The organism is Shewanella sp. BC20 (assembly GCF_003129585.1).
Lineage (GTDB): Bacteria > Pseudomonadota > Gammaproteobacteria > Enterobacterales > Shewanellaceae > Shewanella > Shewanella seohaensis.
In genome coordinates this window covers 19,535-43,525 of record NZ_NHRI01000020.1, presented here as the reverse complement: position 1 = coordinate 43,525, position 23,991 = coordinate 19,535, and the positions used below count along the sequence as shown (strand labels likewise).

Sequence of the window (23,991 nt, the reverse complement as noted above, 5' to 3'; positions counted from 1 at the left end):
GCTCACCAGAGTTTGCCACTACATAAACTCAGGCTGTAATACTTGGGTTTTGAGTAATTGATAATGACTAAAAATAATCTCCCCACCTGATGCTGTGGTGACCACGGCTTGGCCTAGACACAGATGAGCAGGGAATCCTTCGGTAACGATAGGCTGATTAAAACCAATCAAGTCCCAACTCGTTGGGAAGAATCCATTGACTAATCGCGCCACAACGGGATGGGGGTAAGTCGCTAAATCGAGATTAGTCTCGAAGCTCACATAGGAATGCTCCCCTTGCCCCATCGATGGGGTGATATGCAAGGTAACATAGTCTGTCCCACGTATCGCATTCAACGAAAAACCAGCTGGCTGAAAACAATGCATATCAAACTGAAAATCGGGAAAGAGTTGCTGAAATTCAAGCCGTTGATAAATCCCCTGCTCAGTTTGTGTTGGCAGCTTGAGATAATCGGCAAGCTCGCCACGGATGTGGTACATCATCAGTTCAAGGCAAGTCTCGGTTGAGGGCATAACTTGGTTGCCTGTACAAAACAGATCGCCAGTACAAAACTGATTGTCACTACAAAACAAATAGTGATGATGTGAGTCTAAATGGCCCACTCGAAAGGCTTTGCCGGGGATCAAGGTTCGCAACTTAGCGATATCGTCCGCAAAGCTCGTGCTTTGTAGCTCAGCTTGGTATTCATTCTTGCGCTGATAACAGAGCGCGGCGATGTGCTCCACGCCTACGGCGTTGATAAAATGGCAGGCGGCATCAACCAGCGTGCTATTACCGCAGGTGAGTAGCAGAATTTTATCATCCCAGACGAACAGACTAGATTCACTCAGCAGATAGGCATCGCAGGCATGATTACTGATTGTGGACAGGATTTCCGCATTGGCGCAGGCCACTAAGGTTGACCAAAAGCCGTACTCTCGTTGGCGTAATGACGCCATCTTGGGAGTGAGTCTGATCTCAAGCTTTTTTTCCGCGCCTTCAAAAAACATCAAACCGTTCGCCTCATCTTATCCCTGTGTTTGGGCATCTATTGGTATAACAGTCATTAATGGTTCGCTGGCAACGCTGACTTAAGTGAACGCACGCATTTTAAGACTGGTAACCCATCAATTTCGCGCGGCTATTTTTACACGACTAACGCCGCAATAAAACCACCGAGTTTGCATTTACAAGGTGACAGCCTTGCAAAGCACTAGCAAAAAGCAACCGGCTATAAAAAACAAAAGTCAGCCTAAGTGTCCCTAGGCTGACTTTTTTAACACACTCAATATTAAGAAAAATCTTCTAAATAAGTGTAACCTTTTAGGCCCACTTGCAGTTCTTCTAAAATCTGGGCGCGTTCGTCTTCGGCAATGTGCTGATTCACTAACTCTTCGTAAGTACGCATAAAGTCAACGGCGTCTAAGTTAACATAGCGCAGTACGTCAGCAACCGTATCACCGGCAAGGACCGACTCAATGTTGGTCATACCGTTCTCTTCGATGCTGACCACAGCAGAGTTGGTATCACCAAACAGATTGTGCATATCACCTAAAATCTCTTGATAGGCACCGACCATAAAGAAGCCCATTAGATAAGGACTTTCAGCGCTCCAAGCCGGAACGGGCAGCGTGGTTTCAATCCCTTGGCCATCTACGTATTGGTCAACAATACCGTCAGAGTCACAGGTGATGTCCAGCATCACTGCGCGGCGCTCTGGCGCTTTGTCTAAACCAGACAATGGCAGCACAGGGAACACCTGATCGATACCCCAAGCATCCGGTAACGATTGGAATAAAGAGAAGTTAACGAAGAACTTATCGGCTAACTTTTCGTTTAACTCATCGATAATCGGTCTGTGGTAACGGTTTTTAGTGCTTAACAAACCTTGAACTTCGTGACATACACGCAGGTTAGCCTGCTCAGCCCACGCACGTTCCGCCAAGCTTAATTGACCTAAAGCAAACAGCGATTGCGCTTCTTGCAGGTCACTTTGGCTATCGTGGTAAATCTCAATCAGTGCACGTTGATCGGCGCGGCCGCTGATCTCGGTCCAAGATTGCCACATGTTGTGCAGCAGTTGTGGCGACTCTTCCGCTGGCGGCTGGATTTCTTCTACCTGATAAGCTTCAGTACCAATCACATCGGTGATCAACACAGCGTGGTGCGCCGTTAAGTGGCGGCCAGATTCTGAAATAATACGTGGCATTGGTTGCTCGTATTCATTACAGATATCGGTAAGCACGTTCACGATGTTGTTCGCGTATTCACTTAAGCCATAGTTCATTGAGTTGTTACTTTGGCTACGAGTGCCGTCGTAATCCACCGCTAAACCACCGCCGACGTCGAAGCAGTTAATGCTGGCGCCTAACTCACGTAATTCACAGTAGAAACGCGCCGCTTCGCTCACACCTTGACGAATATCGCGGATGTTGGCGATTTGCGAACCTAAATGGAAGTGCAATAACTGCAGCGAATCCAACATGTCGTTTTCTTTTAACTGATCTACCACAGTTAAAATCTGCGCCGCAGATAAACCGAATTTAGACTTTTCGCCACCGCTGGCTTGCCACTTGCCTTTACCTTGGAAGGCAAGGCGAGCACGTAGACCTAAGCGAGGTTTCACCCCTAAACGCTTAGACTCGGCCAACACCATCTTCAGCTCAGACAGTTTTTCTAAAACGATGTAGACCTTATGGCCTAACTTTTCACCAATTAAGGCTAAACGAATGTATTCGTTATCTTTGTAACCGTTACACACGATCACTGAACTGGCTTTTTGCGCCATGGCTAATACAGCCATTAATTCTGGCTTACTGCCGGCTTCTAGGCCTAATTGTGGAACTTCTTTTGATGCTTGGCTCGCAAGGATCTCTTCTACCACAGTTTTTTGTTGGTTTACTTTAATGGGGTAAACCAGCAAATAGTCCGCCTGATACTCATATTTTTGTATCGCTTGGTCGAATGCTTGGCACAAACTGTTCACTCTGTGGTGCAGAATTTGCGGGAAACGAACTAATACAGGTAAAGCGACCCCTGCTTTAACCATGTCTTTTGCTAGCTCATTTAAGCCAATCTTGTGATCAGGATTCTTAGGATCCGGCGACACAGTCACCTCACCTTGGTCGCTGATCCCATAAAACCCTTGGCTCCAGTGGGTAACGTTGTACCCAGCACGAGCAGCATCAATAGACCAATCATTCATTTTTATTTAGCCCGTCTATAAAAAAATGGGTTAAACGGCCACGGCATTCTTGCGCGACCGCCCGTTCGACAAACCCAGGTAAAACATATGTTTACCTGACATACAATTAGGATGAATTCACCCTGTTTAATGCAGCAAAATCAACCCAGCAGAGGTGACATTGATGCGTTTTTCCTTAACGCAGCCGGGGTAAACCCCATATTCTTATTACACTGGCGATGGTAGGAGATTGCGTTCATATCACCTTTTATCGCCAAGGTTTCTCACCAATGGCATTAACCTTAGCGCGCTTTGAGGTTAAAAAACACCCAAAACCCTAACGTTAGGCGTTGCATCACAGCCGAATACCCCAAATTCATTAAAAAGAGGGTCAAGCATGTCTACAACTACAGGTAACACTAAAGGAACAACATTACATATTAAGTGGCCAGGCAAGACCGAGCGCACCTAATAACAGGCAAGATTATTGTAACAGGGGACTGTTGGCTTCTTCGCGGCCAGAATTGATACGGATTAACGTGAGATGTTTAAGGCTGGTATCGTCATAGGGCACAACGATTGAGCGCTGACATTGTGATGCTTTTAGGCAAAGAGCAAAAAATGGATGCTTGTGCATTAGCTAAACAATTCCTCTTAACCCCATGTAACCATTATAAATTGTACGTTACACGGTTAATGACCTGTGAACCATAAAACCATTACAACTCACGTAATATTTGTCATGTCTGTAACGAGCGAAGTCGTTAAACGGCGCAATTAAACCGCGCAATGTCACAGAATGCAAGCAAGAATCTCATTTAATATTTTTCATTAAAATATAACAAACACCCCATTAACAGGGATGGCATCCCCATGTAGGGTTAATTGCGATAAATTAATAACTTAGTGAATAATCCTACTTTTAATACGTTCAATATTTTTTAATAGTCTTGCAGTATAAATGGCTAACAATCGCAGCGCCGGCATGATTTTTAACGCTCACTAAGCCATTAATCCTAAAGTGCAAACCTAAAAGCCGAACTGGAAGCTGCCGTTTACGGATAAAGCGGTTATAATCACCGCCGAATGACATCTATAGATAGAGAGCTACATGGTACAGATAGGAAAAACCTGCAAACTTGAGGTGGTAAAACAAGTCAGCTTCGGTGTGTATTTAAATGCCCACGAATTTGGCCAAGTGTTACTGCCCAACAAAGCCACCCCAAAAGATTGCCAAGTCGGTGACTGGCTAGAGGTCTTTTTATATCTGGACTCTGAAGATATCGTCATTGCCACTACGCGCAGACCACTTGCGCAAGTCGGTGAGTTTGCCTATCTAAAAGCCGTGGCAACGGGTCCTTACGGGGCATTTTTAGACTGGGGATTAGATAAAGATCTGCTACTGCCCTTTGGCGAGCAGCATAAACCTATCGAAGAAGGCCGCTCTTACCTCGTTTACGTGCATGTTAACCGCGCGGATGAACGTATTGTCGCCTCATCAAAAATTGATAAGTTCCTCGATAAAACTCCAGCTCAGTACGAAGTGGGTCAACAGGTTGACTTATATATCGGTGGCACCACAGATTTAGGCTACAAAGCCATTATTAACCATGCCCACTGGGGCGTGATTTACCAAAATGAAGTGTTCCAAAAGCTGCGTTTTGGCCAAAGAGTGAAAGGCTTTATCAAACAAGTTCGCCGCGATGGCAAAATCGATTTGGTCTTGCAACAAGGCAGTAAGCAAGAGCTCGATAAGCACGCGCACATTATCTTAGTGAAACTTAAGCAAGCGGGTGGATTCTTACCGCTGACCGATAAAACCGATGCCGAAGTGATTTACGAGCAACTCGGCATGAGCAAAAAAGCCTTCAAGAAGAGCATCGGCGGCCTGTTTAAAGCGGGCAAGTTAAGCATCGATGATGATGGCTTACGTCTGACTGAAGCAGACTGATTGGGCAGAATAGTCAACCGAATACGGGACTTAGCACTCTCTTGCCCCCATGTTCGTGCTTTATTTGTACAAATAGTTTGCCTTAAACCTCAGTTTACCGACAAGCGCTAGGATATTAAGCATGGCTCTGTTATAACAAAGCCATGCTTTTTTCTTTGGAGCTTATATGGAACTCACGTTACACGAAGCCAGAGTTATCGGTTGTCTACTTGAAAAAGAAGTCACCACCCCAGAGCAATACCCTCTTTCACTCAATGCCCTGACCCTCGCCTGTAATCAAAAAACCAGCCGCGATCCCGTATTGGACTTAAGCGAAGCGCAGGTTCAAGACGCCCTCGATTCATTGAATAAAAAGCGACTTATCAGCGAGCAATCCGGCTTTGGCAGCCGAGTCGTCAAATACAAGCACAGATTCTGCAACACCGAATTTAGCGAGTTACAACTTTCCAGCGCGGCGCTAGCTATTGTCTGCTTGCTGCTGCTTCGCGGCCCACAAACGCCGGGGGAGTTGCGTACCCGCAGCAACAGGCTACATGACTTTAAAGATGTGCTCGAAGTGGAAGCCTGCATTAAGCAATTGATGGAGCGAGATAAACCCGTGCTAGCCCAACTGCCACGGGAACCGGGTAAGCGTGAATGCCGTTACACTGAGCTATTCTCCCAAGGTGCTGAGCAGGTCAGCGCCGCGTCATTTACCAGTGCCACAAATGCAGATGCCCAGCCGCTAAACGAGCAGGATAGACAACAACTGGAAGCGAGAGTCACGCAGCTTGAAGAGCAAGTAGCTGAACTTAAAAATAAGTTAGACTCGCTTATCGCTTCTTTATCCTAAACGCGCGGACGACTTTCGCGAATGGTCGCTCTTAATGATGACTAACGTGAAAGTTTGTCCGCCCACTCACTGACGAGACAGCGAATGACACCAAACGCTCCCAGTACATTCAACAACATGCTTTTGATCGCTGGCTTTGAATGTCGCAAATTTCTATTTAACCTTCGCGGGATTATCGCCCTTATCGCCTTTGCATTAGTGTGGGGCATGCTATTGCTCTATCCCATCCAAGGCGCTTCGACCCTATTGATGCAGCCCAATATTAAAGATCTGATCGACGGTCTCTTAGGCAGCCAAGCACTCAATGTGCTGTTTGACTGGCCCGTGGCGGAAATGGCTATCTTCTGGTGCTTTGCGCTGTATCTGTTTCCCATGTTCAGTATTTTGATTGCCGCCGATCAGTTCTCCTCAGACAAATCCCGCGGCACATTGCGCTTCTATACCCTAAGAACCAGCAAAGACAGCCTACTCTTCGGCCGCTTTTTGGGGCAAATCTTGATCCAAGGTCTACTGATCTTATTGACTATCCTCGCCACCATAGCGCTGGCTCTCACTCGTGATATCGGCTTGTTATTACCCGCATTAACTTCGGGTGCCTTGGTCGGCATCAACTTGCTTATCGTGATTTTACCCTTTACCGCGGTCATGACCCTATTGTCCCTTTATGCCAACACGGCAAGACAGGCCATGGTGCTCGCCACCATCTTGTGGACAGTCGTCTCGATTGCACTGTTGATTTTGGGTAATCAATCCAGCTTATTTGAAGGCTTACAATGGATATTGCCTGGCGCTCAACTGTCGAACATGGTCAACACCAATGGACTCAATAGTTTTGCCTACGCACCAATCCCCCTATTACAAACCGCATTCGCCCTCTTCCTTGGCCGCGTTTATATACAAAGGAGTCAACTATGATCCTCATTCAATGCCAAGGACTGTCCAAACACTATGGCAGTAAAAAAGCGCTCAATAACGTTAACTTAACCCTCGAATCGGGAGCGCCCATCGCCTTGGTTGGCCCTAACGGTGCAGGTAAAACCACGCTATTTAGCCTACTTTGTGGTTACCTCACCCCAAGCGCGGGCACGGTTCGTATTCTGGGAGAAGCGCCAAATAGTCCAGCATTATTAGGGCAAATTGCCGCCCTGCCACAGGATGCGACGCTCGATCCCAATTTGAACATTATCAGTCAGTTAAGCTTCTTTGCGCGTCTTCAAGGGATGGATAGCAAGCAGGCAAATCAAGAAGCCCTGCGAGTGCTGAATTTAGTGGACTTAGCCGAGGTGGCGCAGCAAAAGCCACCGAGCCTGAGCCATGGAATGAGTAAACGTGTGGCGATTGCCCAAGCCTTAATCGGCTCGCCTAAACTGGTATTACTCGATGAGCCAACCGCAGGACTCGATCCTGCCAATGCGAAGAAAATCCGTGAACTCGTCAGAACGCTGTCGCCCACAACCACCTTTGTGATCAGCTCTCACAACTTGGACGAGCTCGAGAAGCTCTGTGACCAAGTGCTGTATCTAGATAAAGGTGAGCTGGGCCAATCGATTTCAATGCGCTCATCCAATAGCGGCAGTGAATATCTCACCCTCACCATGGAAAGCTGCGACAGTGAAGCGCTCATCCAAGCCGTAGGTCAAATAGCCGGTGTAGTGAATATCACCTCAAAACAAACTCATGTATTTGTTATCCAATTGGATGACACGGCAAATCGCCATTATGAGTTTGAAACCGCCCTACTCGCCCTGTTTAAGCAGCAGCATTGGCAATATAAGATGCTGCTGAAAGGGCGCACATTGGAAGAAACGTTATTTTCTTAACTCCGCGATAAGTCCAACCATTATTCCTACGCTTAGCTCCACCTCTAACAGCGCCCGCAAGGGCGCTTTGTGGCTAATATGTTGTTTATAAGTGCTAAAGCAATGCCATTTATTACACCATGTCAAACATCGAACAGTCATAAATATCAGTGTTAAAAGGCTTTATCCTTTAACGTCCACTTTAGATCTAAACGCTACAGGCCAACTTAGCCCCTAACGCTGCTTATCTGAGGCGTATTTACGTTTCAAAATAAAAGGTGAGTTGCCACCGCTAACCAATAAAGCAGCAGTTAAGCCGCTTTGGTAAACCTAGGCTTTCAATCTGATCCCGGGCTTGTTATAACTCCCCTTTCCTGCTCTTTCGCTGAATTCAGAGGTTTCAATGAACAAAGCACAACTTATCCAACGTATCGCCACTTCGCTTGAACAGTCCCAGGCCAGCACTAAACCTGTTGTCGAACAGATCCTACAACAGATCCATATCGCCTTAAGCGAAGGTGAAAAAGTCTTCCTGCCACAATTTGGCACCTTCGAATTACGTTATCATTTACCTAAATTGGGTCGAAACCCGCAAACTGGCGAGACGATTGAGATTGCAGGCTTTAACCAGCCAAGCTTTAAGGCCGCGACAGCGCTTAAACAAGCGATAAATGAGTAGTATTGCGGATGTGTAAAATTGCCTCGTGAAAACCACGGGGCTTTTTTATGGGACAAGGTAACGACATCACTTTGGCAATAAGCCTTAGCGTTCAAACGCAGCCTACACGAGCTCAGTTTGATACTATCAAGCTCAATGTGGAGCAATAAAGTTGAGAAATAAGTAGGTTATAAGGCAGGACTAATGCCTGTAACAAAAGTGGCAAGCGCGAAGCCGTGGCTCTAGCGAAGAAGTTAGAAACGGCACTTTAAACCAAAACCCAAAAATCAGAGCCGTAGATGCAAAAAAGCCCCGACTAATGTCGAGGCTTATTTACTATTCACTAAGAATAATGGTACCCGAGGCCAGACTTGAACTGGCACGCTGTTACCAGCGAGGGATTTTAAATCCCTTGTGTCTACCGATTCCACCACTCGGGCAAACTCTTAATATCGCAAGCACTGCTATTGATATTGTTAACTCTTTGCTTCGCTCTTCTAGTTATATTTCAATCTATAGATAACGAAGTTTACCGCTTCAGCTCGCTTTGAGCTGTCACCATTATAATCATGGTACCCGAGGCCAGACTTGAACTGGCACGCTGTTACCAGCGAGGGATTTTAAATCCCTTGTGTCTACCGATTCCACCACTCGGGCAAACTCTTTATATTAACGACGGGAATCGTGTCATTAATATCTTAATTATGGAGGCGCGACCCGGAGTCGAACCGAGATCGACGGATTTGCAATCCGCAGCATAGCCATTCTGCCATCGCGCCATCTTTCCAATCATTTAGATTGGAGCGACATATCGGGTTCGAACCGATGACCTATACCTTGGCAAGGTATCGCTCTACCAACTGAGCTAATGTCGCATCACGCAGAGTTAAGATTTTGTTTTCACTTCGTCTCTCGTCTACGGGGAGGCATTCTACCTATTTACGATGCAGTGTCAACCGCTGTTTTATCGATAACTTACTGCTTGCGCACTAAATAATCTCTTTGATCTTTTATTGTGCTATTCGGCCGTTAAATCTTTCCAGGCGGCTAAAATGTAGCTCATCATTGACCAGAAGGTTAACACGGCAGCGATATATAACAGCACAAATGCGGCTTGGATCATTAGTGGGTTGTATTGCCAGATCAGGCCAATAATCGCCACCATCTGCGCCGCCGTTTTATATTTGCCGATCCAAGAAACCGCAACCGTCCCGCGCTTACCTAATTCAGCCATCCATTCACGCAGGGCAGAAATCACAATTTCACGACCAATCATAAACAGTGCCGGCAACGTTAACCAAATATTGGCATATTGATCCACTAATAACACCAGCGCGGTGATTACCATCAGTTTATCGGCAACCGGATCGAGAAAAGCCCCAAAACGCGTGAGTTGCTTGAGTTTACGGGCGGCATAGCCATCCAAAGCATCGGTAATGGCGGCAAGCCAAAACACAAAAGCAGCAACGAAGGGAGTCCAGCTGTAAGGCAGATAAAAGAGCACCACAAAGATGGGCAGTAAAAAAAGCCTAAAAAGGGTTAATGCTATAGGTAAGTTAAACGGCATGATCGAACCAGTTAGTCAAAAGCAGCGCCAATCTTGCCTTAAATTTATCACCCTCGCAATGCATCATGAATGGTTTGTGCCATTTCTATGCTAATACCAGGCACTTTCGCTAACTCGGCCACACTCGCCCCCTTCACTTCCTGTAAACCACCAAGATGTTGCAATAATGCCTTGCGCCGCTTAGGACCAATGCCCGGAATGGATTCGAGCGTCGAGGTGTTACGGGTTTTCTGGCGACGATTGCGATGACCTGTAATCGCAAAGCGGTGAGACTCATCGCGAATATGTTGAATAAGGTGCAGCGCTGGTGAGTCATCTTCAAGGGAAAAGCTACTTTCTGTATCGCCAAAGATTAAGGTTTCAAGCCCAGGTTTACGGCTCTCCCCCTTTGCCACCCCAATCAGTTGCGGCGCTTTATCTAAATTGACGAATTTCTCATCCACTATTTGCTGCGCGATACGCAGCTGCCCTAGACCGCCGTCGATAAATAGGATGTCAGGAATTTTGCCGCTGGCATCGATTTTATCAAATCGACGACTAATGGCTTGTTTCATCGCGGCATAATCATCGCCGGGAGTAATGCCTTCGATATTGTAACGGCGGTATTCGGCCTTATGTGGTCCCTCGCGGTTAAACACCACGCAGGAGGCTACCGTGCTCTCCCCCATGGTATGGCTGATATCGAAACACTCCATCCGCTGGATCGGCGCATTGAGTTCGAGGATCTCCTCCAGCAAGACAAAACGCTGTTCAACAGTGTTTTTATGGGACAGGCGCGTCATCACAGCATTAGTGGCATTAGTCAGCGCGAGGCGCAAAAAACTTGCCCTGTCGGCGCGCACATTGGTTTTGATGCTGAACTTTTTGTTTAACGCCTCAGAGACGGCCGCCTCTAACTCGTGCAGTTCTTCAAAGTGATGACTTATCACCACTTCCTTAGGAATGGTGCGTTGAATATCGGCATTTAAATAAAACTGTAGCAGGAAGGAACGTAAGACTTCTTCAATATCCGTTTGCGCGGGCACCGTTGGATAATAGCTGCGGCTACCAAAAATTTTACCTTCGCGGATAAATAGCAGGTGAAAACAGGCGATACCCGAGGCGTAGTGTACGCCGATAACATCCATATCCCCGGTATTACCCGAGACTTCTTGCTGCTCGGCCACGCGGCGCAGCGCCATAATTTGATCGCGAAAGCGCGCGGCTTGCTCATAGGCTTGCTGCTCGGCGGCTTCTTCCATCTTAGCCACGAGTTCACTGATGACTTGCTTATCTTTTCCCTTAAGGAACAAACTGGCGAGTTTAACCTGCTCATCATACTCCGCATTACTGACCTTACCGACGCAAGGCGCGCTGCAACGGGATAACTGGTATTGCAGGCAGGGACGAGTGCGGGATTTATAATAGAGATCATCACACTGGCGGATAGGAAACAACTTTTGCATCAAGTGCAAACTTTCGCGCACCGCGCCGCCATTCGGATAAGGCCCAAAGTAATAGCCCTTCTCCCGCTGCGGTCCACGATGGTATGCAAGGCGTGGATGCTCGTGTTGGCTCAAGAAAATATAAGGGTATGACTTATCGTCCCGCAGTAACACATTGTATTTGGGCATGTACTGCTTGATATAGTCATTCTCAAGCAGCAGCGCATCGGTCTCACTGTGGGTCAGCGTCACATCGATATGATGGATATGGGACACCAGCGCCTGGGTTTTCACATTTCCAAGGTTTTTACGGAAATAGGAGGATAAGCGCTTCTTAAGATCTTTGGCTTTACCCACATAGATGACGTCACCTTTGACGTCATACATGCGATAAACCCCAGCAGAGGATGAGACCGTGCGTAAAAAACTCTGGGCGTTAAAACCTGTCGACATCGTTACACACCCACTCTTTTACTCACGGTCTTCAACACAACTTGATAAATCGTCTTCACACTCACAGCTAACACTTAATTAATGCTAGAACCATTGACACAAGCGGCCATTAGAAATGGCCTGCATCTAACATTTTATAGCGGATCGCTAAACGAGTCAGCTCCACATCACCACTGATCCCAAGCTTCGCAAACAAGCGGTAACGGTAACTGTTAACGGTTTTGGGGCTTAAGTTGAGCTGCTCAGAAATATCATTGACCTTTTCACCATTGGTGATCATCAACATAATTTGCAGCTCACGCTCAGACAAGGCTTTAAACGGATTCTCATCGGCGGGATTGAATTGGCTCAATGCCATTTGTTGGGCAATTTCTGGAGATAAATAACGCTGACCACGGGAAACCTGACGTATCGCTTGCAGTACTTCGGGAGGTGTCGCGCCTTTGGTTAAATAACCGGACGCGCCCGCCTGCATCACTTTACTGGGGAAAGGATCTTCAGTATGCACCGTTAATACAATAATCTTGGCATGGGGCTGATAACGTAAAATCTTACGTGTGGCTTCGAGCCCGCCCATCCCAGGCATATTCATGTCCATTAAGATGACATCGGCTTCATTTTGTCTCGCCCACTGTACCGCGGTTTCGCCATCTGGCGCTTCTCCCACGACTTTGATCCCACGTTCATCTTCTAAGATGCGGCGGATCCCAGTTCTTACAAGCTCATGGTCGTCAACTAAATATATCGATATCAACTTTTATCCACCTTTACCAATGTAGACTAAGAAAGTTTAGTCAAATCAGGATACCGCAACCGGAATATAGGTTATCAGGGTAATTTAGCCCAACAATGGCATTTCGCAAAGCATAAAATGAATATTGTTAACTAGATGATATTTAAAGGAACAACTGACTCATTAACCCAGTTTAAATTCTGCACTTAGGGCGCTACTGGTTTCGGCATTCACGGCAAATAACCAAGAGTGTGCTCAATGCCGCAAGTTTTAAACACCATAGAATAGAAGCCTGAGAATCCAAAAGAACGCAAATTGCTTGATGATCTTTAGACTTAATCTGGCGGAGAAGCAGCACTTAGTATGAGGAATCTTGGGTTCAACTTCCGGAATGCCAAAAACAAAAAAGCCATCACTACTGATAGTTTATCGGTGGAATATTGCGAAGGAGCTGCGCTTAGCATGAGGAACCCTAGGGTTCAAATGGCAAAAACAAAAAAGCCATCACTGCTGATGGCTTTTCCGTAGAATATGGCGGAGGAGCAGGGATTTGAACCCTGGGTGGGCTATAAACCCACGCCGGTTTTCAAGACCGGTGCATTAAACCACTCTGCCACCCCTCCGAACGAGCGAGATAATAGCTATCTCCCCTAAGGTTGTAAACCTAAATTTATTATTAATTGAATTGATTGGCGATTTGATATCCAGTCGTCGATAAAACCATCGAATAACGTCTAATCTTCACCCAAAAGTCCCTGTATTCACACTTAAGGTGGCACTTATGGCTACTTAGGCGCAAACACGCTGCGCTCAATACACACGTCCCTTTAACTCGCCCCCACCACCTTAAAGTAGCCACTTTATATAGCCGAAATAGACATTTAATAAAAAGTCGCACGAATCAAAGCGCACTAAAGGCGTGTGAAGGCAAATTGGCGATGTGGATGCCTGCACTTATAAGTAGTTAAGAAGGTGGGAAGAAACCCCCAAGGTAAATACGAGTTTGCTTAAGTAAATGGGCGTTAACCTTAGCTAATTGGTATTCGTATCACCCAACCGAGTCCGCGTGCACCTATCTGCCAAACAACACTGAGTTGGTAGGGCTGGCGCTGCTCAAATGACTCTCAAATGCAGTAAAAGAAGCTGATAAGCTTCGTATGCAGAACCTAGGTTTAAATGGCAAAACAAAAATCCATCATCGCCGATGACATTTCGTGGAATATGGCAGAGGAGCTGCGCTTAGAATGAGGGAACCCTGGGTTCAAATGGCACAAACAAAAAAGCCATCATTGCTGATGGCTTTTCCGTAAAATATGGCGGAGGAGCAGGGATTTGAACCCTGGGTGGGCTATAAACCCACGCCGGTTTTCAAGACCGGTGCATTAAACCACTCTGCCACCCCTCCGAATGGCGCAAATAATATAAGCATCATCGGTGCTTGTAAACAGCAATTTTTCAATATTGTGTCAAATGCTCATCTTATGTTCACCAAGATGTTTTTTCAGGCAAATAGCCCACAAATTTTCAGCAATATCTGAGTAAACCAACGCAAAAACACCTATACAGTAAGAGACTTGCCGTCTTGGTATGGTAAAATCGCGGTAACTTTTCATGGTAAATGCTTATATGAATTCACTCTTGATACCATCATCCTCACTCGCGCCTGAATTTAACCTTCCTACCCTGCCGCAATCGGCCACAGGGTTAAAAGCCCTGCTTTTAGGGCAAGAACGTGTATTGGATGCCTTTAAGTTACATAACGCCATTGCCGATCAACAGCTGTACCTCGCCGATTTCCCCGGCATCGACCGACAATTAATCATGCAAGCCCTAATGGAAACCATCGAGCCGTTATCCTGCGCATATTTAGTGGCGGCTCGTCCCGTAGAAAAAGCGATTCAATTCCAATGGCAGTATGAAGCGCCGCTCGACAATCAAGGCGCCATTGCCGAGAAAAATGTCAGTTACCGTTACCTGAGTGGCAATATCCGCCGTGCCGATCTTCTCGGCCGTATGGTGCAATCAGCAAATGGCAGCAAATATCAACCCGGCGCCCTCGCCCAGTGCCACTATGTGTTTATCTGCGCCGAATCACTGTGGAAACGCGAAAGCCTATGGGATCTGGTGATGCAAATTCTGACGCAAAAATCCTATCAGATAAGCAGCCACCTGAGCCCTATTCCGCTAAATTGTAAAATCATTCTGATTGGCGCAGGCTTAATCTACAGCCAAGTCCGCTCAGAGGACTGGCAATTTCAGCGCCACTTTAGTTTGCTGGCAGAGCTGGCGAGTGAACTCGATCTGACTCGCTTTAAAGAAGTGCAATATGCCAGTTGGTTACAAGCCGTGGCGCAGAGTGTTGAGGTTGGTTTAGAGCAATCAAGCCTTGCGCCACTGTTTAGACACAGTGCTAGGTTGACAGAACATCAACGCCGTTTAAGCCTGTCGATGCTCGATTTTGCCCAATTAATGGCTCAGGCTAAGGTCTATCGCGGCAAAGCCACTATCAATGCCGCCAGTATTGAACACGCGCTCGAGCAAGCCAACTATCGCCATAACAGCTCTGAAGAGTTTTCTGGGCAAAGTTTTGATGACAATTTCATAAATCTGCCAACTGAAGGCGCTATGGTAGGACAGATTAATGGCCTGACGGTTATCGATGCGATTGACCATAGTTACGGCGAACCCGCGCGGATCACCGCAACCGTGCACTATGGTGATGGCGAAGTGGCAGACATTGAAAGAAAGTCCGAGCTGGGCGGCAATATCCACGCCAAGGGCATGATGATCTTATCCGCCTGCCTATATCGTATTTTTGGTCGTGACGCCCCGCTACACCTTAATGCCAACATAGTATTCGAACAGTCCTATCAAGAGATCGATGGTGATAGTGCCTCGCTCGCCGAGTATTGCTGTTTGATGTCGGCCATTGCCGAGCAGCCGATTATCCAGTCGCTCGCCATTACCGGCGCCTTGGACCAATTCGGCAATGTGCAAGCCATTGGCGGCATTAATGAGAAGATTGAAGGCTTCTTCAATCTGTGTGAACGACGCGGTCTCACGGGTGAACAGGGCGTGATTATGCCTAAATCGAACGTTCTGCAACTTAACCTCGCCCCTAAAGTGATAACAGCTGTAGGCAAAGGCCAATTCCATATCTATGCAATTGAGCATATGGACGAAGCGGTGGAGCTACTGATGCAGATGCCTGCTGGGGTTGCCAATGAAGATAATGACTTCCCTGCAGATTCCTTATACGGCCTAGTGCAAGAACGGCTCGATAAGCTAGCGGGAAATGGCGAAGAAGAGATTAGCTTAATGACGAGATTACTCGCAAAACTGGGATTATTTCGCCATTAATTAGCTGATCGGAGTTGTTTAGCTTACACGTGTTCGCTAATCTTGGCGGCTCTTATTGCTGGAGTAGTAAAACAATGAATAAAGCAAACAGTTTCAATAAAGAAGAACTCATCGCCTGTGGCCATGGGAATTTATTTGGTCCAAACTCGCCTCGTTTACCCGTCGATAATATGCTGATGATCGACCGGATCATTACCATTAACGATAACGGCGGTGAATTTGGCAAAGGTGAAATTGTTGCTGAACTCGATATTAATCCAGACCTCTGGTTCTTTGGCTGCCACTTCATCAGCGACCCAGTAATGCCTGGTTGTTTAGGCTTAGACGCTATGTGGCAGCTAGTAGGTTTTTACCTCGGTTGGGAAGGCGCCGAGGGTAAAGGCCGCGCACTGGGCGTCGGTGAAGTGAAATTTACCGGACAAGTGTTACCTGGCGCGAAAAAAGTGACTTACAAGCTAAACATCAAACGTACCATTCATCGTAAATTGGTCATGGGTATTGCCGATGCCATCCTTGAAGTCGATGGTCGTCAAATCTATAGTGCGACCGATTTAAAAGTCGGCGTATTTAGTGATACCTCGACCTTCTAATCGTAGCTATTCCCTACAAGCTAAGATACAAAAATGCCCTCATCTGAGGGCAATTATGCTGCATTACTCTGTCTGTTCAGGGCTATTTAATCCACGAGAAACACTCGTTATTTATTAAATAGCCCATTAACTCGGCCATCCACACCTTCACGCCAACCACCTAACCACTGTGATCGCGAATCAAGATTTGCATAAGGACAAAGCTCTTTAGATCGACCCCCAATACCCGCTTGGAATCCTTTGGAAAAAGCTCTGTCTAAACGATCTCGTTTTTGTCTTTTCATGCAAGCGTCCTCTGTTCTACTTGAAATAGAAGCAACAGCTTCATCCATAGAAATAGTGCTTTTCAGCGCCGAGATCAATCAAAAAATCGTCCATTTTATCGACTATTTATTAAACTATTGAGATCATGGTTAAAAAAAATCGAGGCAATTTGCCTCGATTTTTTGAGTCTGAATTCAAGCTGAAAAATTAGCGAACGCGGCGACGTAACCAGACTAAAGGTAAGGCAAGTAACCAAGCGAGAGATGCAGCGCCCTTACGTTCGTAATTACCCGTGTCAGTACTGTCATCGACAGTACAAGCTTCACCATTAGTGGTCGGTTTTAACACGACCATACGCGGAACATAGGCCGTAACTGGGTCACCATTACCGCTAAGTTCAAACAGCGGTTCACCATTTTCCCCAACAATAATATTACCCTTCGAGTCTAACTGGAACGAAGGTTTACGGATAAAGGCGGTACCTACAATAGTGCCATCTTCATTAATACTATTTGCTTCAACAACGAGAATATCGCTGTTGTAGCTTAGCACCTTGCCAGTACCGTCTTTAATTTCAACCTTATGGCGAGCCCAATTATCATCCGAGCCCTTTTCAAAACCCTTAGATTCACAGGTCAGCAAGTTATTGAGGTTACTGAACTCCCCGGTAGACTTCTCATACAGGAAGCCCGCCTTAGGACGTGGTTTTTCCTTATCGTAGGTGGTTTCAATATAACCAACGACTTGACCTTTGTTATTGATATCTTTGGGTTTACTCGAAAGGTCTGTGGTCGTTGATGCAAAATCATTCGGCGTGACATAAGCAACATCAGGCGTATTGGTATCAAAGTAGAAGAATTTATCACGTGGATAACCTTGGATATAACTTCGATAACTACCCACAAGGATGCCGTTGTCGTTAACATCGTAAGCAATTGAACTCGAAACAGAATCACCCATTGGGATCCAATGGTATTGATAGTTGCCCTCAGCATCTTTACTCCAATAGGCAGCATCCTGGCGCAATCTATCTGTATTACCGTTACGGTAAACGTGCGAGCGTCCTGCAACTACACCTTCATTGTTCACACCCAGAGCTTGAGCCGTAAAGGTTAAGGTGTTATCACTCGCAGGGGTTAAGCCTAAAGGTAAAACTGTGCCAGTTGCTACGCCATTATCCAGTTGCCACACATATGCACGGGTTTGGTACTGAATATTGCGCGTACCTTGAGTATTCGGGTATTGCTCACGCTGGATACACACATCTAACGGTAACGTGTTATCTGTGCTTAAACAGTAAGCTACACGATCGCCACCATATTTACTGATATCAGTACTGGCATAACCGACAACTAAATTATTATTGTTGATCGCTGTTGCCGCAGACCAACCGCCTAACTCAACGGTTTTGTCATCTTTAACATATTGAGTATAAGGTGGGAGTAAGGGAATTTCGCTATCCCCTACTTTGGCAAAACCGCGATATTCATAATCACGGTAATACCAGTAATCCGCAGTATCATCCGTAGTCGCGGTATTTTCCGTTTTCTTTTCAGGTGCGGTCATACTCCCCACTTTCACGCCGGCATCATTAATACCATAGTAAAAGGTATCGACTGAATTAACGACCGAAGTATCACTCGGTGGCGTAGTACCATTGATACTGTCAAAGGTTGGCTTCCATGCGCCAAAGGCACCATTTTGCGCGGCGATAAAAGCAAAGTTATTGGCAATAATGGCAGATGTAATAGAGTAGGTAATGGTTTCCTCAGGGGCAATACCATCTTCGACGTCAATAACCCCACCTTCGACATCAGATGTACTGAGTTTTTTCTTACCTTTGATGATACCGACCAACTCATCGTTGGCGTTAACACCTAAGGCATAACCATTACGCGCCCCTTGGAAGCTGTCAGAGAGTGGCAGATCATAATTATCAAGGTTAACAATTTCATAGACGGGTGCAGCATGGGCACTGTGTAATACGCCAAGGACACCTAAGGCAACCAAGGAGAGGGCTTTATCCAACTTTGACTTCATTAATTCTATTCCCATTTTTATTATTGGTTTACTTCAGTGACTCAAGCTCTTCCCATCGCTCGAAGCAAACTTCCAATTGTTTTTCTTTATCTGCCAACAGGTTCAATATCGGATTGATTTTATCCTGTGCCTGACTATAAAAATCTGGGCGCGCCACTGTGGTTTGCAATTCGAGGATTTCAGCCTCTAATTTCTCCATTAACTCGGGCATGGCCTCTAATTCACGCTGTAACTTATAGGACAGTTTTTTCGCAGCTTTGGCGGGCTCGGCCACTTTCACCTCAGCGGTTTTTGCTGTCGCAGGAGCTTCGACCGTGTTTGGCTGACTAGGTTCCTCAGAATAAAACTTTGCCCCTTGGTCAATCGCGTCTTGATAACCACCAACATACTCGCTCCAATGCCCATTACCCGCATACCACCAGCTGCTGGTGACAGTGTTATCGATGAAGGCCCTATCATGGCTCACAAGTAACAGTGTGCCTTGATATTCAGTCAGCAGCGACTCTAGCAATTCTAGGGTCTCAATATCAAGATCGTTTGTAGGTTCGTCGAGGATAATCAGGTTGGCCGGACGAATAAGGAGCTTAGCCAAGAGTAAACGATTTTTCTCACCACCCGATAATGCCTTCACTGGAGTACGAGCGCGCATCGGCGAAAACAGGAAATCCTGCAGATAACTTAAGATATGACGATCTTGACCATTAATGGTGATGGTCTTTTTACCCTCACCCACGTTGTCTTCAACGGTTTGCTCAGGATCCAGCGCCTCACGGTATTGGTCGAAATAAGCAATCTCCAACTTAGTACCTACTTTCACCTCACCCGATTGAGGTTGTAACTTCTCAATCAACAGCTTAATAAGGGTCGATTTACCACAGCCGTTAGGGCCGATAAGCGCAATACGATCCCCGCGTAGTACCGTGGTATTAAAGTTTTTAACCAGATTTTTATCGGGCAGATTGTAGTTTAAGTCCTTCACATCGAAGACCAACTTACCCGAACGCTCGGTATCAGCCACCGCCATCTTGGCATTGCCCTGACGATATAAGCGCTCGCTACGTTCTTGACGCAGTGCTTTCAATGCACGCACGCGGCCTTCGTTACGGGTACGACGGGCTTTAACGCCTTGGCGGATCCAGACTTCTTCTTCGGCTAATCGCTTATCGAATAAGGCGTTTTTCTCAGCTTCAACCCTTAACCATTCCTGCTTGCCATCAAGGTATGCTTGATAATTCCCAGGCCATGAGGTCACTACACCACGGTCTAAATCAACGATACGTGTGGCCATGCGGGCAATAAAGCCCCTGTCGTGGCTGATAAACACGATGGCGCCTTGGAAATCCAAAAGGAATTTTTCCAGCCATTCGATGGTATCGATATCTAAGTGGTTTGTCGGTTCATCGAGCAGCAATAAATCCGGCTGACTCACGAGGGCGCGGGCAAGCGCTACTTTACGCTGCCAACCGCCGGATAATTCACTCAAGGATTTATCGGGATCGAGGCCTAACAACTCACAATTTTGTTTGATGCGCGAGTCAAGCTGCCAGCCGTTGTGATGATCTAAAGTCTCCTGCAGCTTTTGCATTTGATTGAGCATGCGCTCCATCTGCTCAGGCTCGGCAAAGGCCACATCGTGGGACAGTTGATGGTACTGCTCTAACGCTTCACCGACTTCCTTTAAGCCCGCAGCGATATAAGAGTAGACCGATCCCTGCTCCGCCTTTGGCGGATCTTGCTGCAAACGGCTAACGGTGACGCTGTTGTCGATGTTGAATTCCCCTTCATCGAGCAGCACATCGCCGGATAAAATCTTCAATAGACTCGACTTGCCCGCGCCGTTGCGGCCAACAATACACACTCGCTCGCCACGCTCGATGGTGAAATCGGCATTTTGCAGCAGCGGAGTGTAACCATAGGCTAACGAGCCATTATTGATACGAACCAGACTCAAACTAAGCTCCTAAAAATTCTTGTAATTGGGTAGCGTCAAAGGGCCAAAAGAGGCAACGCTCATCCGCGGCCTTCACCACGGGAATACACACGCCATAACGTTCAGCTAAGGCTTCATCATCACAAATATCGATGGCCGTAAAGGGCACCTCGGCGGCATTAAGTAATGCCGCAGCCTGTTCACATAAGTGACACCCTTCGGTGTGGTATAGAATGTAACCCGCTTGCAGTACATTATGCATGGGTGATAAGCCAAGTGTTATGGATATGGGGATTGCGCTTGTAATCCATCGGCAAGGTCAGATCATCGATGTTTTCCACCTTGATTTTCATCTTGGCCAAGGTTTCGGTGTCCATCTTAAACTTGCGTTTGTTGTTGGAGAACACTATCTCCCCATTTGGACTTAATAGCTTGATGAGCATGCCCAATAAATTCACATGATCACGCTGCACATCGAAGGAATCTTCCATCCGCTTGGAGTTAGAGAAGGTCGGCGGATCGATAAAAATCAAATCATATTGCGCGGATTTATCGAGCGTACTATCGCGGATCCATTGCAAACAATCGGCCTGCACAAACTCATACTGCTTGCCACTGAGATCGTTTAAGGCAAAGTTTTCCTTCGCCCACGCCAGATAGGTGTTTGACATATCAACCGTTGTGACCGACTTAGCGCCACCTAATGCGGCATGCACAGAGGCGGAACCTGTGTAAGAGAACAGGTTCAATACCCGGCGTCCTTTCGATTTTTGTCCCACTAAACGGCGGGTTAATCTGTGGTCAAGGAACAAACCTGTATCCAAATAGCCCGTCAGGTTCAGCTTAAACTTAGCGCCATATTCTGTGGTGATAAGTTCAAGCTTACGCTCATCCAGCTTTTGATACTGATTGGTGCCCTTTTGACGCTCACGGGTCTTCATAGTGATCTTGTGCGGATCGACACCAATCGCGGCAGGCAGAGCCAGTAGCACATCGCTTAAACGGCGTTTTGTCACTGCCTCTGGAATACTGGCCGGCGCCATATATTCCTGCACCACGATATGGTCTAAGTAGCGGTCGACCGCGACGTTATATTCGGGAATGTCGGCATCATATAAACGGTAACTGTCGATACCTTCTTTTTTCGCCCACTTTTCTAATTGCTTAGCGTTTTTCTTAATACGGTTCGCAAACGCTGGTGCGATATCGGCAATATCCACCCCTTCCGGCAATACGGGTGTATCACGGCGAGTGCTTTGCGCGTGCAAGGTATAAAGGTTAAAGGCACACTCTAGCGCACCGTTAAACATCTTCATCTGCTTATCGGCTTTGAGTTTCAGCGCCGAAATCAGCTCAATATCGCTACAGAGCATGGCCACTTTCCAGCCGCCAAACTCCTTTTTAAACTTGTCGCCTAATTGGTAATAGAGCTGCAATAGCTCAGAGACGCTACCTAAACGCTCGCCGTAGGGAGGGTTAGTAATCAAGTAACCTTCACCAGCGGGCGGCTCGACATTCAGCGCATTAGCCACTTTAAAGTCAATCAGCTCAAGTACACCGGCGTTTTGCGCATTACGTTTTGCCAGTGCCACTAAGCGCGAATCGATATCCGAGCCGTAGAACTTCACGTCGCAACGTTTTACACCTAATGATGCACGAGCCTTGGCTTCTTCTAAAATCTCATGCCATGTGGCTTTATCGTGGCGGCGCCAATGCTCAAAACCAAAACGGCTGCGCTGCAACCCTGGAGCAATATCGGCAGCCATTAATGCGGCCTCAATCAGCACAGTACCACTGCCGCAGAAAGGATCGAGTAAGGTGGTTGGCGCGGCTTTCCAGCCACTGCGCACTAGCATGTTGGCGGCGAGGTTTTCTTTTAACGGCGCTTCACCGGTCGTAGAGCGATAACCGCGTTGATGCAAAGAAGGTCCCGAGAAGTTCATCGCAATGGTAATCACCCCATTACGGAAATGGGCGTCGATTTTAATGTCGGCATCGATACGGGCGACGTTTGGACGGGCATCACCGTCATCACGGAAACGGTCAACAATCGCATCTTTAATCTTTAACGCACCAAACTGGGTGTTATTGATAAAGCCGCCAGTGCCGTGAAAATCGATACTAAAGGTGTTGCGATTGGAGAAATGGGCTGACCAATCAATACAATAAGCTGCGTTATATAATTGCTCCGCCGACTCACAGGGGCCCTTATAGATCACCAGCACGATACGGCTGGCCAAACGTGTCCACAGGGTAATACGGTAAGCTAAGGCAAGCGGCGCGGTAAAATAGACACCGGCAACACTTTCTTTAATCTCAGTCGCACCAAATTCTGTCAGTTCTTGGGCTAAGCTATATTCAAAGCCCTTAGGGGCGGCAGCAAAAAAATTAAGCATGGGATAATCAATACACAGTCAAAATCAAACCGACATTATACCTGTGAAGCGACATAAAAGATAAACAGTTATTAGCCAAAACTCGATTTAGTCAAGCAGTTAACCCACATTTAGCTCGCTCAAATCCCAGATAACGGCCAAGACTGGACGAATTCCCCGCACTACGCTTTATATTTAAGCATTCACCCGTTTTTTTAGAATTCCTCCTTGCAATGCCACAGCGCTGCCGTTATAGTTCGCCCCGCTTTGAAGACGGACGCGGGATGGAGCAGCTTGGTAGCTCGTCGGGCTCATAACCCGAAGGTCGTTGGTTCAAATCCAGCTCCCGCAACCAATTTAAAGCAAAGTTAAGTAATACAGATAGATATCGGACGCGGGATGGAGCAGCTTGGTAGCTCGTCGGGCTCATAACCCGAAGGTCGTTGGTTCAAATCCAGCTCCCGCAACCAATCTAGATGTATAGGCTTATAAAAAGAAATCGCCCTTGGGCAATTCTTAGATAACAGAATAAAAACAGTTATTCGCAGCGTTAATCGGACGCGGGATGGAGCAGCATGGTAGCTCGTCGGGCTCATAACCCGAAGGTCGTCGGTTCAAATCCGGCTCCCGCAACCAATTCTTAGATGACAGAATTAAAAAAGTTATTAACAGTGTTAATCGGACGCGGGATGGAGCAGCATGGTAGCTCGTCGGGCTCATAACCCGAAGGTCGTCGGTTCAAATCCGGCTCCCGCAACCAATTAAAACAAAGTAACGACTGGGCCAGCATTAAGCTGGTTTTTTTGTGCCCGAAATTCGTCTTATAGAGTTTCACTAGGCTAGCTCGTCGC

General features: G+C 46.8%; 18 protein-coding genes and 10 tRNA genes. 11 read left to right on the top strand and 17 right to left on the bottom strand.

Going from position 1 to position 23,991, the window contains the following annotated elements:
* Positions 1-18: 18 nt before the first annotated feature.
* The 3 genes from CBX96_RS17930 to CBX96_RS17920 all read right to left on the bottom strand — a co-directional run bounded on the left by CBX96_RS17930 (position 19) and on the right by CBX96_RS17920 (position 3,801).
* Complete coding sequence (locus CBX96_RS17930) at positions 19-990, bottom strand: adenosylmethionine decarboxylase (protein ID WP_109287595.1); 972 nt, start codon at positions 988-990, stop codon at positions 19-21.
* A gap of 281 nt (positions 991-1,271) precedes the next feature.
* On the bottom strand, positions 1,272-3,185 hold the full coding sequence (gene speA, locus CBX96_RS17925; RefSeq protein WP_109287594.1) for a biosynthetic arginine decarboxylase: 1,914 nt from the start codon (positions 3,183-3,185) through the stop codon (positions 1,272-1,274).
* Between the two features lie 463 nt (positions 3,186-3,648).
* Positions 3,649-3,801, bottom strand: a complete 153-nt coding sequence (locus CBX96_RS17920; protein WP_011071981.1) for a hypothetical protein — start codon at positions 3,799-3,801, stop codon at positions 3,649-3,651.
* A gap of 474 nt (positions 3,802-4,275) precedes the next feature.
* Here CBX96_RS17920 and CBX96_RS17915 point away from each other — a divergent pair, with 474 nt between their 5' ends.
* The 5 genes from CBX96_RS17915 to CBX96_RS17895 all read left to right on the top strand — a co-directional run bounded on the left by CBX96_RS17915 (position 4,276) and on the right by CBX96_RS17895 (position 8,425).
* A complete protein-coding gene (locus CBX96_RS17915; RefSeq protein WP_086904872.1) occupies positions 4,276-5,115 on the top strand; it encodes a S1 RNA-binding domain-containing protein in 840 nt (279 codons plus the stop codon).
* A 166-nt stretch (positions 5,116-5,281) separates the two neighbouring features.
* Positions 5,282-5,947: a YceH family protein gene (locus tag CBX96_RS17910; RefSeq protein WP_109287593.1), complete on the top strand. Its 666-nt coding sequence runs from the start codon at positions 5,282-5,284 to the stop codon at positions 5,945-5,947.
* A gap of 84 nt (positions 5,948-6,031) precedes the next feature.
* A complete protein-coding gene (locus CBX96_RS17905; protein WP_109287592.1) occupies positions 6,032-6,862 on the top strand; it encodes an ABC transporter permease subunit in 831 nt (276 codons plus the stop codon).
* Positions 6,859-7,767, top strand: a complete 909-nt coding sequence (locus tag CBX96_RS17900; protein WP_109287591.1) for an ABC transporter ATP-binding protein — start codon at positions 6,859-6,861, stop codon at positions 7,765-7,767. Before CBX96_RS17905 ends, CBX96_RS17900 begins: the two co-directional genes overlap by 4 nt.
* A 382-nt stretch (positions 7,768-8,149) precedes the next feature.
* The gene (locus CBX96_RS17895; RefSeq protein ID WP_086904877.1) at positions 8,150-8,425 is read left to right on the top strand and encodes an HU family DNA-binding protein; all 276 of its coding nucleotides are present in this window, start codon (positions 8,150-8,152) and stop codon (positions 8,423-8,425) included.
* A gap of 332 nt (positions 8,426-8,757) precedes the next feature.
* Here CBX96_RS17895 and CBX96_RS17890 read toward each other — a convergent pair.
* The 9 genes from CBX96_RS17890 to CBX96_RS17850 form a co-directional block, all read right to left on the bottom strand.
* Positions 8,758-8,844: transfer RNA gene (locus CBX96_RS17890), tRNA-Leu, on the bottom strand.
* Positions 8,845-8,974: 130 nt separating this feature from the next.
* Positions 8,975-9,061 (bottom strand) — tRNA-Leu (locus CBX96_RS17885).
* Between the two features lie 48 nt (positions 9,062-9,109).
* Positions 9,110-9,183: transfer RNA gene (locus CBX96_RS17880), tRNA-Cys, on the bottom strand.
* Between the two features lie 20 nt (positions 9,184-9,203).
* Positions 9,204-9,279 (bottom strand) — tRNA-Gly (locus tag CBX96_RS17875).
* Positions 9,280-9,422: 143 nt separating this feature from the next.
* Positions 9,423-9,971, bottom strand: a complete 549-nt coding sequence (gene pgsA, locus CBX96_RS17870; RefSeq protein WP_109287590.1) for a CDP-diacylglycerol--glycerol-3-phosphate 3-phosphatidyltransferase — start codon at positions 9,969-9,971, stop codon at positions 9,423-9,425.
* Positions 9,972-10,018: 47 nt separating this feature from the next.
* The gene (uvrC, locus tag CBX96_RS17865; RefSeq protein WP_011622329.1) at positions 10,019-11,848 is read right to left on the bottom strand and encodes an excinuclease ABC subunit UvrC; all 1,830 of its coding nucleotides are present in this window, start codon (positions 11,846-11,848) and stop codon (positions 10,019-10,021) included.
* A gap of 109 nt (positions 11,849-11,957) precedes the next feature.
* Positions 11,958-12,602, bottom strand: coding sequence for a UvrY/SirA/GacA family response regulator transcription factor (gene uvrY, locus CBX96_RS17860; RefSeq protein WP_011622328.1), 645 nt, complete (start codon positions 12,600-12,602; stop codon positions 11,958-11,960).
* Between the two features lie 511 nt (positions 12,603-13,113).
* Positions 13,114-13,204, bottom strand: a tRNA-Ser gene (locus CBX96_RS17855).
* A gap of 691 nt (positions 13,205-13,895) precedes the next feature.
* Positions 13,896-13,986 (bottom strand) — tRNA-Ser (locus CBX96_RS17850).
* A 221-nt stretch (positions 13,987-14,207) separates the two neighbouring features.
* On the opposite strand from CBX96_RS17850, the gene CBX96_RS17845 reads away from it, so the two are divergent.
* Positions 14,208-15,941, top strand: a complete 1,734-nt coding sequence (locus CBX96_RS17845; protein WP_109287589.1) for an AAA family ATPase — start codon at positions 14,208-14,210, stop codon at positions 15,939-15,941.
* Positions 15,942-16,015: 74 nt separating this feature from the next.
* Entirely contained in the window at positions 16,016-16,531 is a 516-nt protein-coding gene (gene fabA / locus CBX96_RS17840) for a bifunctional 3-hydroxydecanoyl-ACP dehydratase/trans-2-decenoyl-ACP isomerase (protein WP_011625892.1), read from the top strand.
* A 107-nt stretch (positions 16,532-16,638) separates the two neighbouring features.
* Here fabA and rmf read toward each other — a convergent pair whose 3' ends face one another.
* The 5 genes from rmf to rlmKL all read right to left on the bottom strand — a co-directional run bounded on the left by rmf (position 16,639) and on the right by rlmKL (position 23,161).
* On the bottom strand, positions 16,639-16,815 hold the full coding sequence (gene rmf / locus CBX96_RS17835) for a ribosome modulation factor (protein WP_011071969.1): 177 nt from the start codon (positions 16,813-16,815) through the stop codon (positions 16,639-16,641).
* 187 nt (positions 16,816-17,002) lie between these two features.
* Complete coding sequence (locus CBX96_RS17830) at positions 17,003-18,835, bottom strand: DUF3466 family protein (RefSeq protein ID WP_109287588.1); 1,833 nt, start codon at positions 18,833-18,835, stop codon at positions 17,003-17,005.
* 28 nt (positions 18,836-18,863) lie between these two features.
* Positions 18,864-20,786, bottom strand: a complete 1,923-nt coding sequence (locus tag CBX96_RS17825; protein WP_109287587.1) for an ABC transporter ATP-binding protein — start codon at positions 20,784-20,786, stop codon at positions 18,864-18,866.
* A gap of 1 nt (position 20,787) precedes the next feature.
* Positions 20,788-21,027, bottom strand: a complete 240-nt coding sequence (locus tag CBX96_RS17820) for a glutaredoxin family protein (RefSeq protein WP_011625889.1) — start codon at positions 21,025-21,027, stop codon at positions 20,788-20,790.
* Entirely contained in the window at positions 21,020-23,161 is a 2,142-nt protein-coding gene (rlmKL, locus tag CBX96_RS17815) for a bifunctional 23S rRNA (guanine(2069)-N(7))-methyltransferase RlmK/23S rRNA (guanine(2445)-N(2))-methyltransferase RlmL (RefSeq protein WP_109287586.1), read from the bottom strand. Before rlmKL ends, CBX96_RS17820 begins: the two co-directional genes overlap by 8 nt.
* A gap of 257 nt (positions 23,162-23,418) precedes the next feature.
* Here rlmKL and CBX96_RS17810 point away from each other — a divergent pair.
* The 4 genes from CBX96_RS17810 (at position 23,419) to CBX96_RS17795 (ending at position 23,900) form a co-directional block, all read left to right on the top strand.
* Positions 23,419-23,495 (top strand) — tRNA-Met (locus CBX96_RS17810).
* A 38-nt stretch (positions 23,496-23,533) separates the two neighbouring features.
* Positions 23,534-23,610: transfer RNA gene (locus tag CBX96_RS17805), tRNA-Met, on the top strand.
* 89 nt (positions 23,611-23,699) lie between these two features.
* Positions 23,700-23,776, top strand: a tRNA-Met gene (locus tag CBX96_RS17800).
* A gap of 47 nt (positions 23,777-23,823) precedes the next feature.
* A tRNA-Met gene (locus tag CBX96_RS17795) sits at positions 23,824-23,900 on the top strand.
* The last annotated feature ends 91 nt before the right edge of the window (positions 23,901-23,991 follow it).

Coding starts and splice junctions, on each gene's coding strand:
- CBX96_RS17930 (WP_109287595.1), bottom strand. CDS start 990: ATGTTTTTTGAAGGCGCGGAAAAAAAGCTTGAGATCAGACTCACTCCC.
- speA (WP_109287594.1), bottom strand. CDS start 3,185: ATGAATGATTGGTCTATTGATGCTGCTCGTGCTGGGTACAACGTTACC.
- CBX96_RS17920 (WP_011071981.1), bottom strand. CDS start 3,801: ATGCACAAGCATCCATTTTTTGCTCTTTGCCTAAAAGCATCACAATGT.
- CBX96_RS17915 (WP_086904872.1), top strand. CDS start 4,276: ATGGTACAGATAGGAAAAACCTGCAAACTTGAGGTGGTAAAACAAGTC.
- CBX96_RS17910 (WP_109287593.1), top strand. CDS start 5,282: ATGGAACTCACGTTACACGAAGCCAGAGTTATCGGTTGTCTACTTGAA.
- CBX96_RS17905 (WP_109287592.1), top strand. CDS start 6,032: ATGACACCAAACGCTCCCAGTACATTCAACAACATGCTTTTGATCGCT.
- CBX96_RS17900 (WP_109287591.1), top strand. CDS start 6,859: ATGATCCTCATTCAATGCCAAGGACTGTCCAAACACTATGGCAGTAAA.
- CBX96_RS17895 (WP_086904877.1), top strand. CDS start 8,150: ATGAACAAAGCACAACTTATCCAACGTATCGCCACTTCGCTTGAACAG.
- pgsA (WP_109287590.1), bottom strand. CDS start 9,971: ATGCCGTTTAACTTACCTATAGCATTAACCCTTTTTAGGCTTTTTTTA.
- uvrC (WP_011622329.1), bottom strand. CDS start 11,848: ATGTCGACAGGTTTTAACGCCCAGAGTTTTTTACGCACGGTCTCATCC.
- CBX96_RS17845 (WP_109287589.1), top strand. CDS start 14,208: ATGAATTCACTCTTGATACCATCATCCTCACTCGCGCCTGAATTTAAC.
- fabA (WP_011625892.1), top strand. CDS start 16,016: ATGAATAAAGCAAACAGTTTCAATAAAGAAGAACTCATCGCCTGTGGC.
- rmf (WP_011071969.1), bottom strand. CDS start 16,815: ATGAAAAGACAAAAACGAGATCGTTTAGACAGAGCTTTTTCCAAAGGA.
- CBX96_RS17830 (WP_109287588.1), bottom strand. CDS start 18,835: ATGAAGTCAAAGTTGGATAAAGCCCTCTCCTTGGTTGCCTTAGGTGTC.
- CBX96_RS17820 (WP_011625889.1), bottom strand. CDS start 21,027: ATGCATAATGTACTGCAAGCGGGTTACATTCTATACCACACCGAAGGG.
- rlmKL (WP_109287586.1), bottom strand. CDS start 23,161: ATGCTTAATTTTTTTGCTGCCGCCCCTAAGGGCTTTGAATATAGCTTA.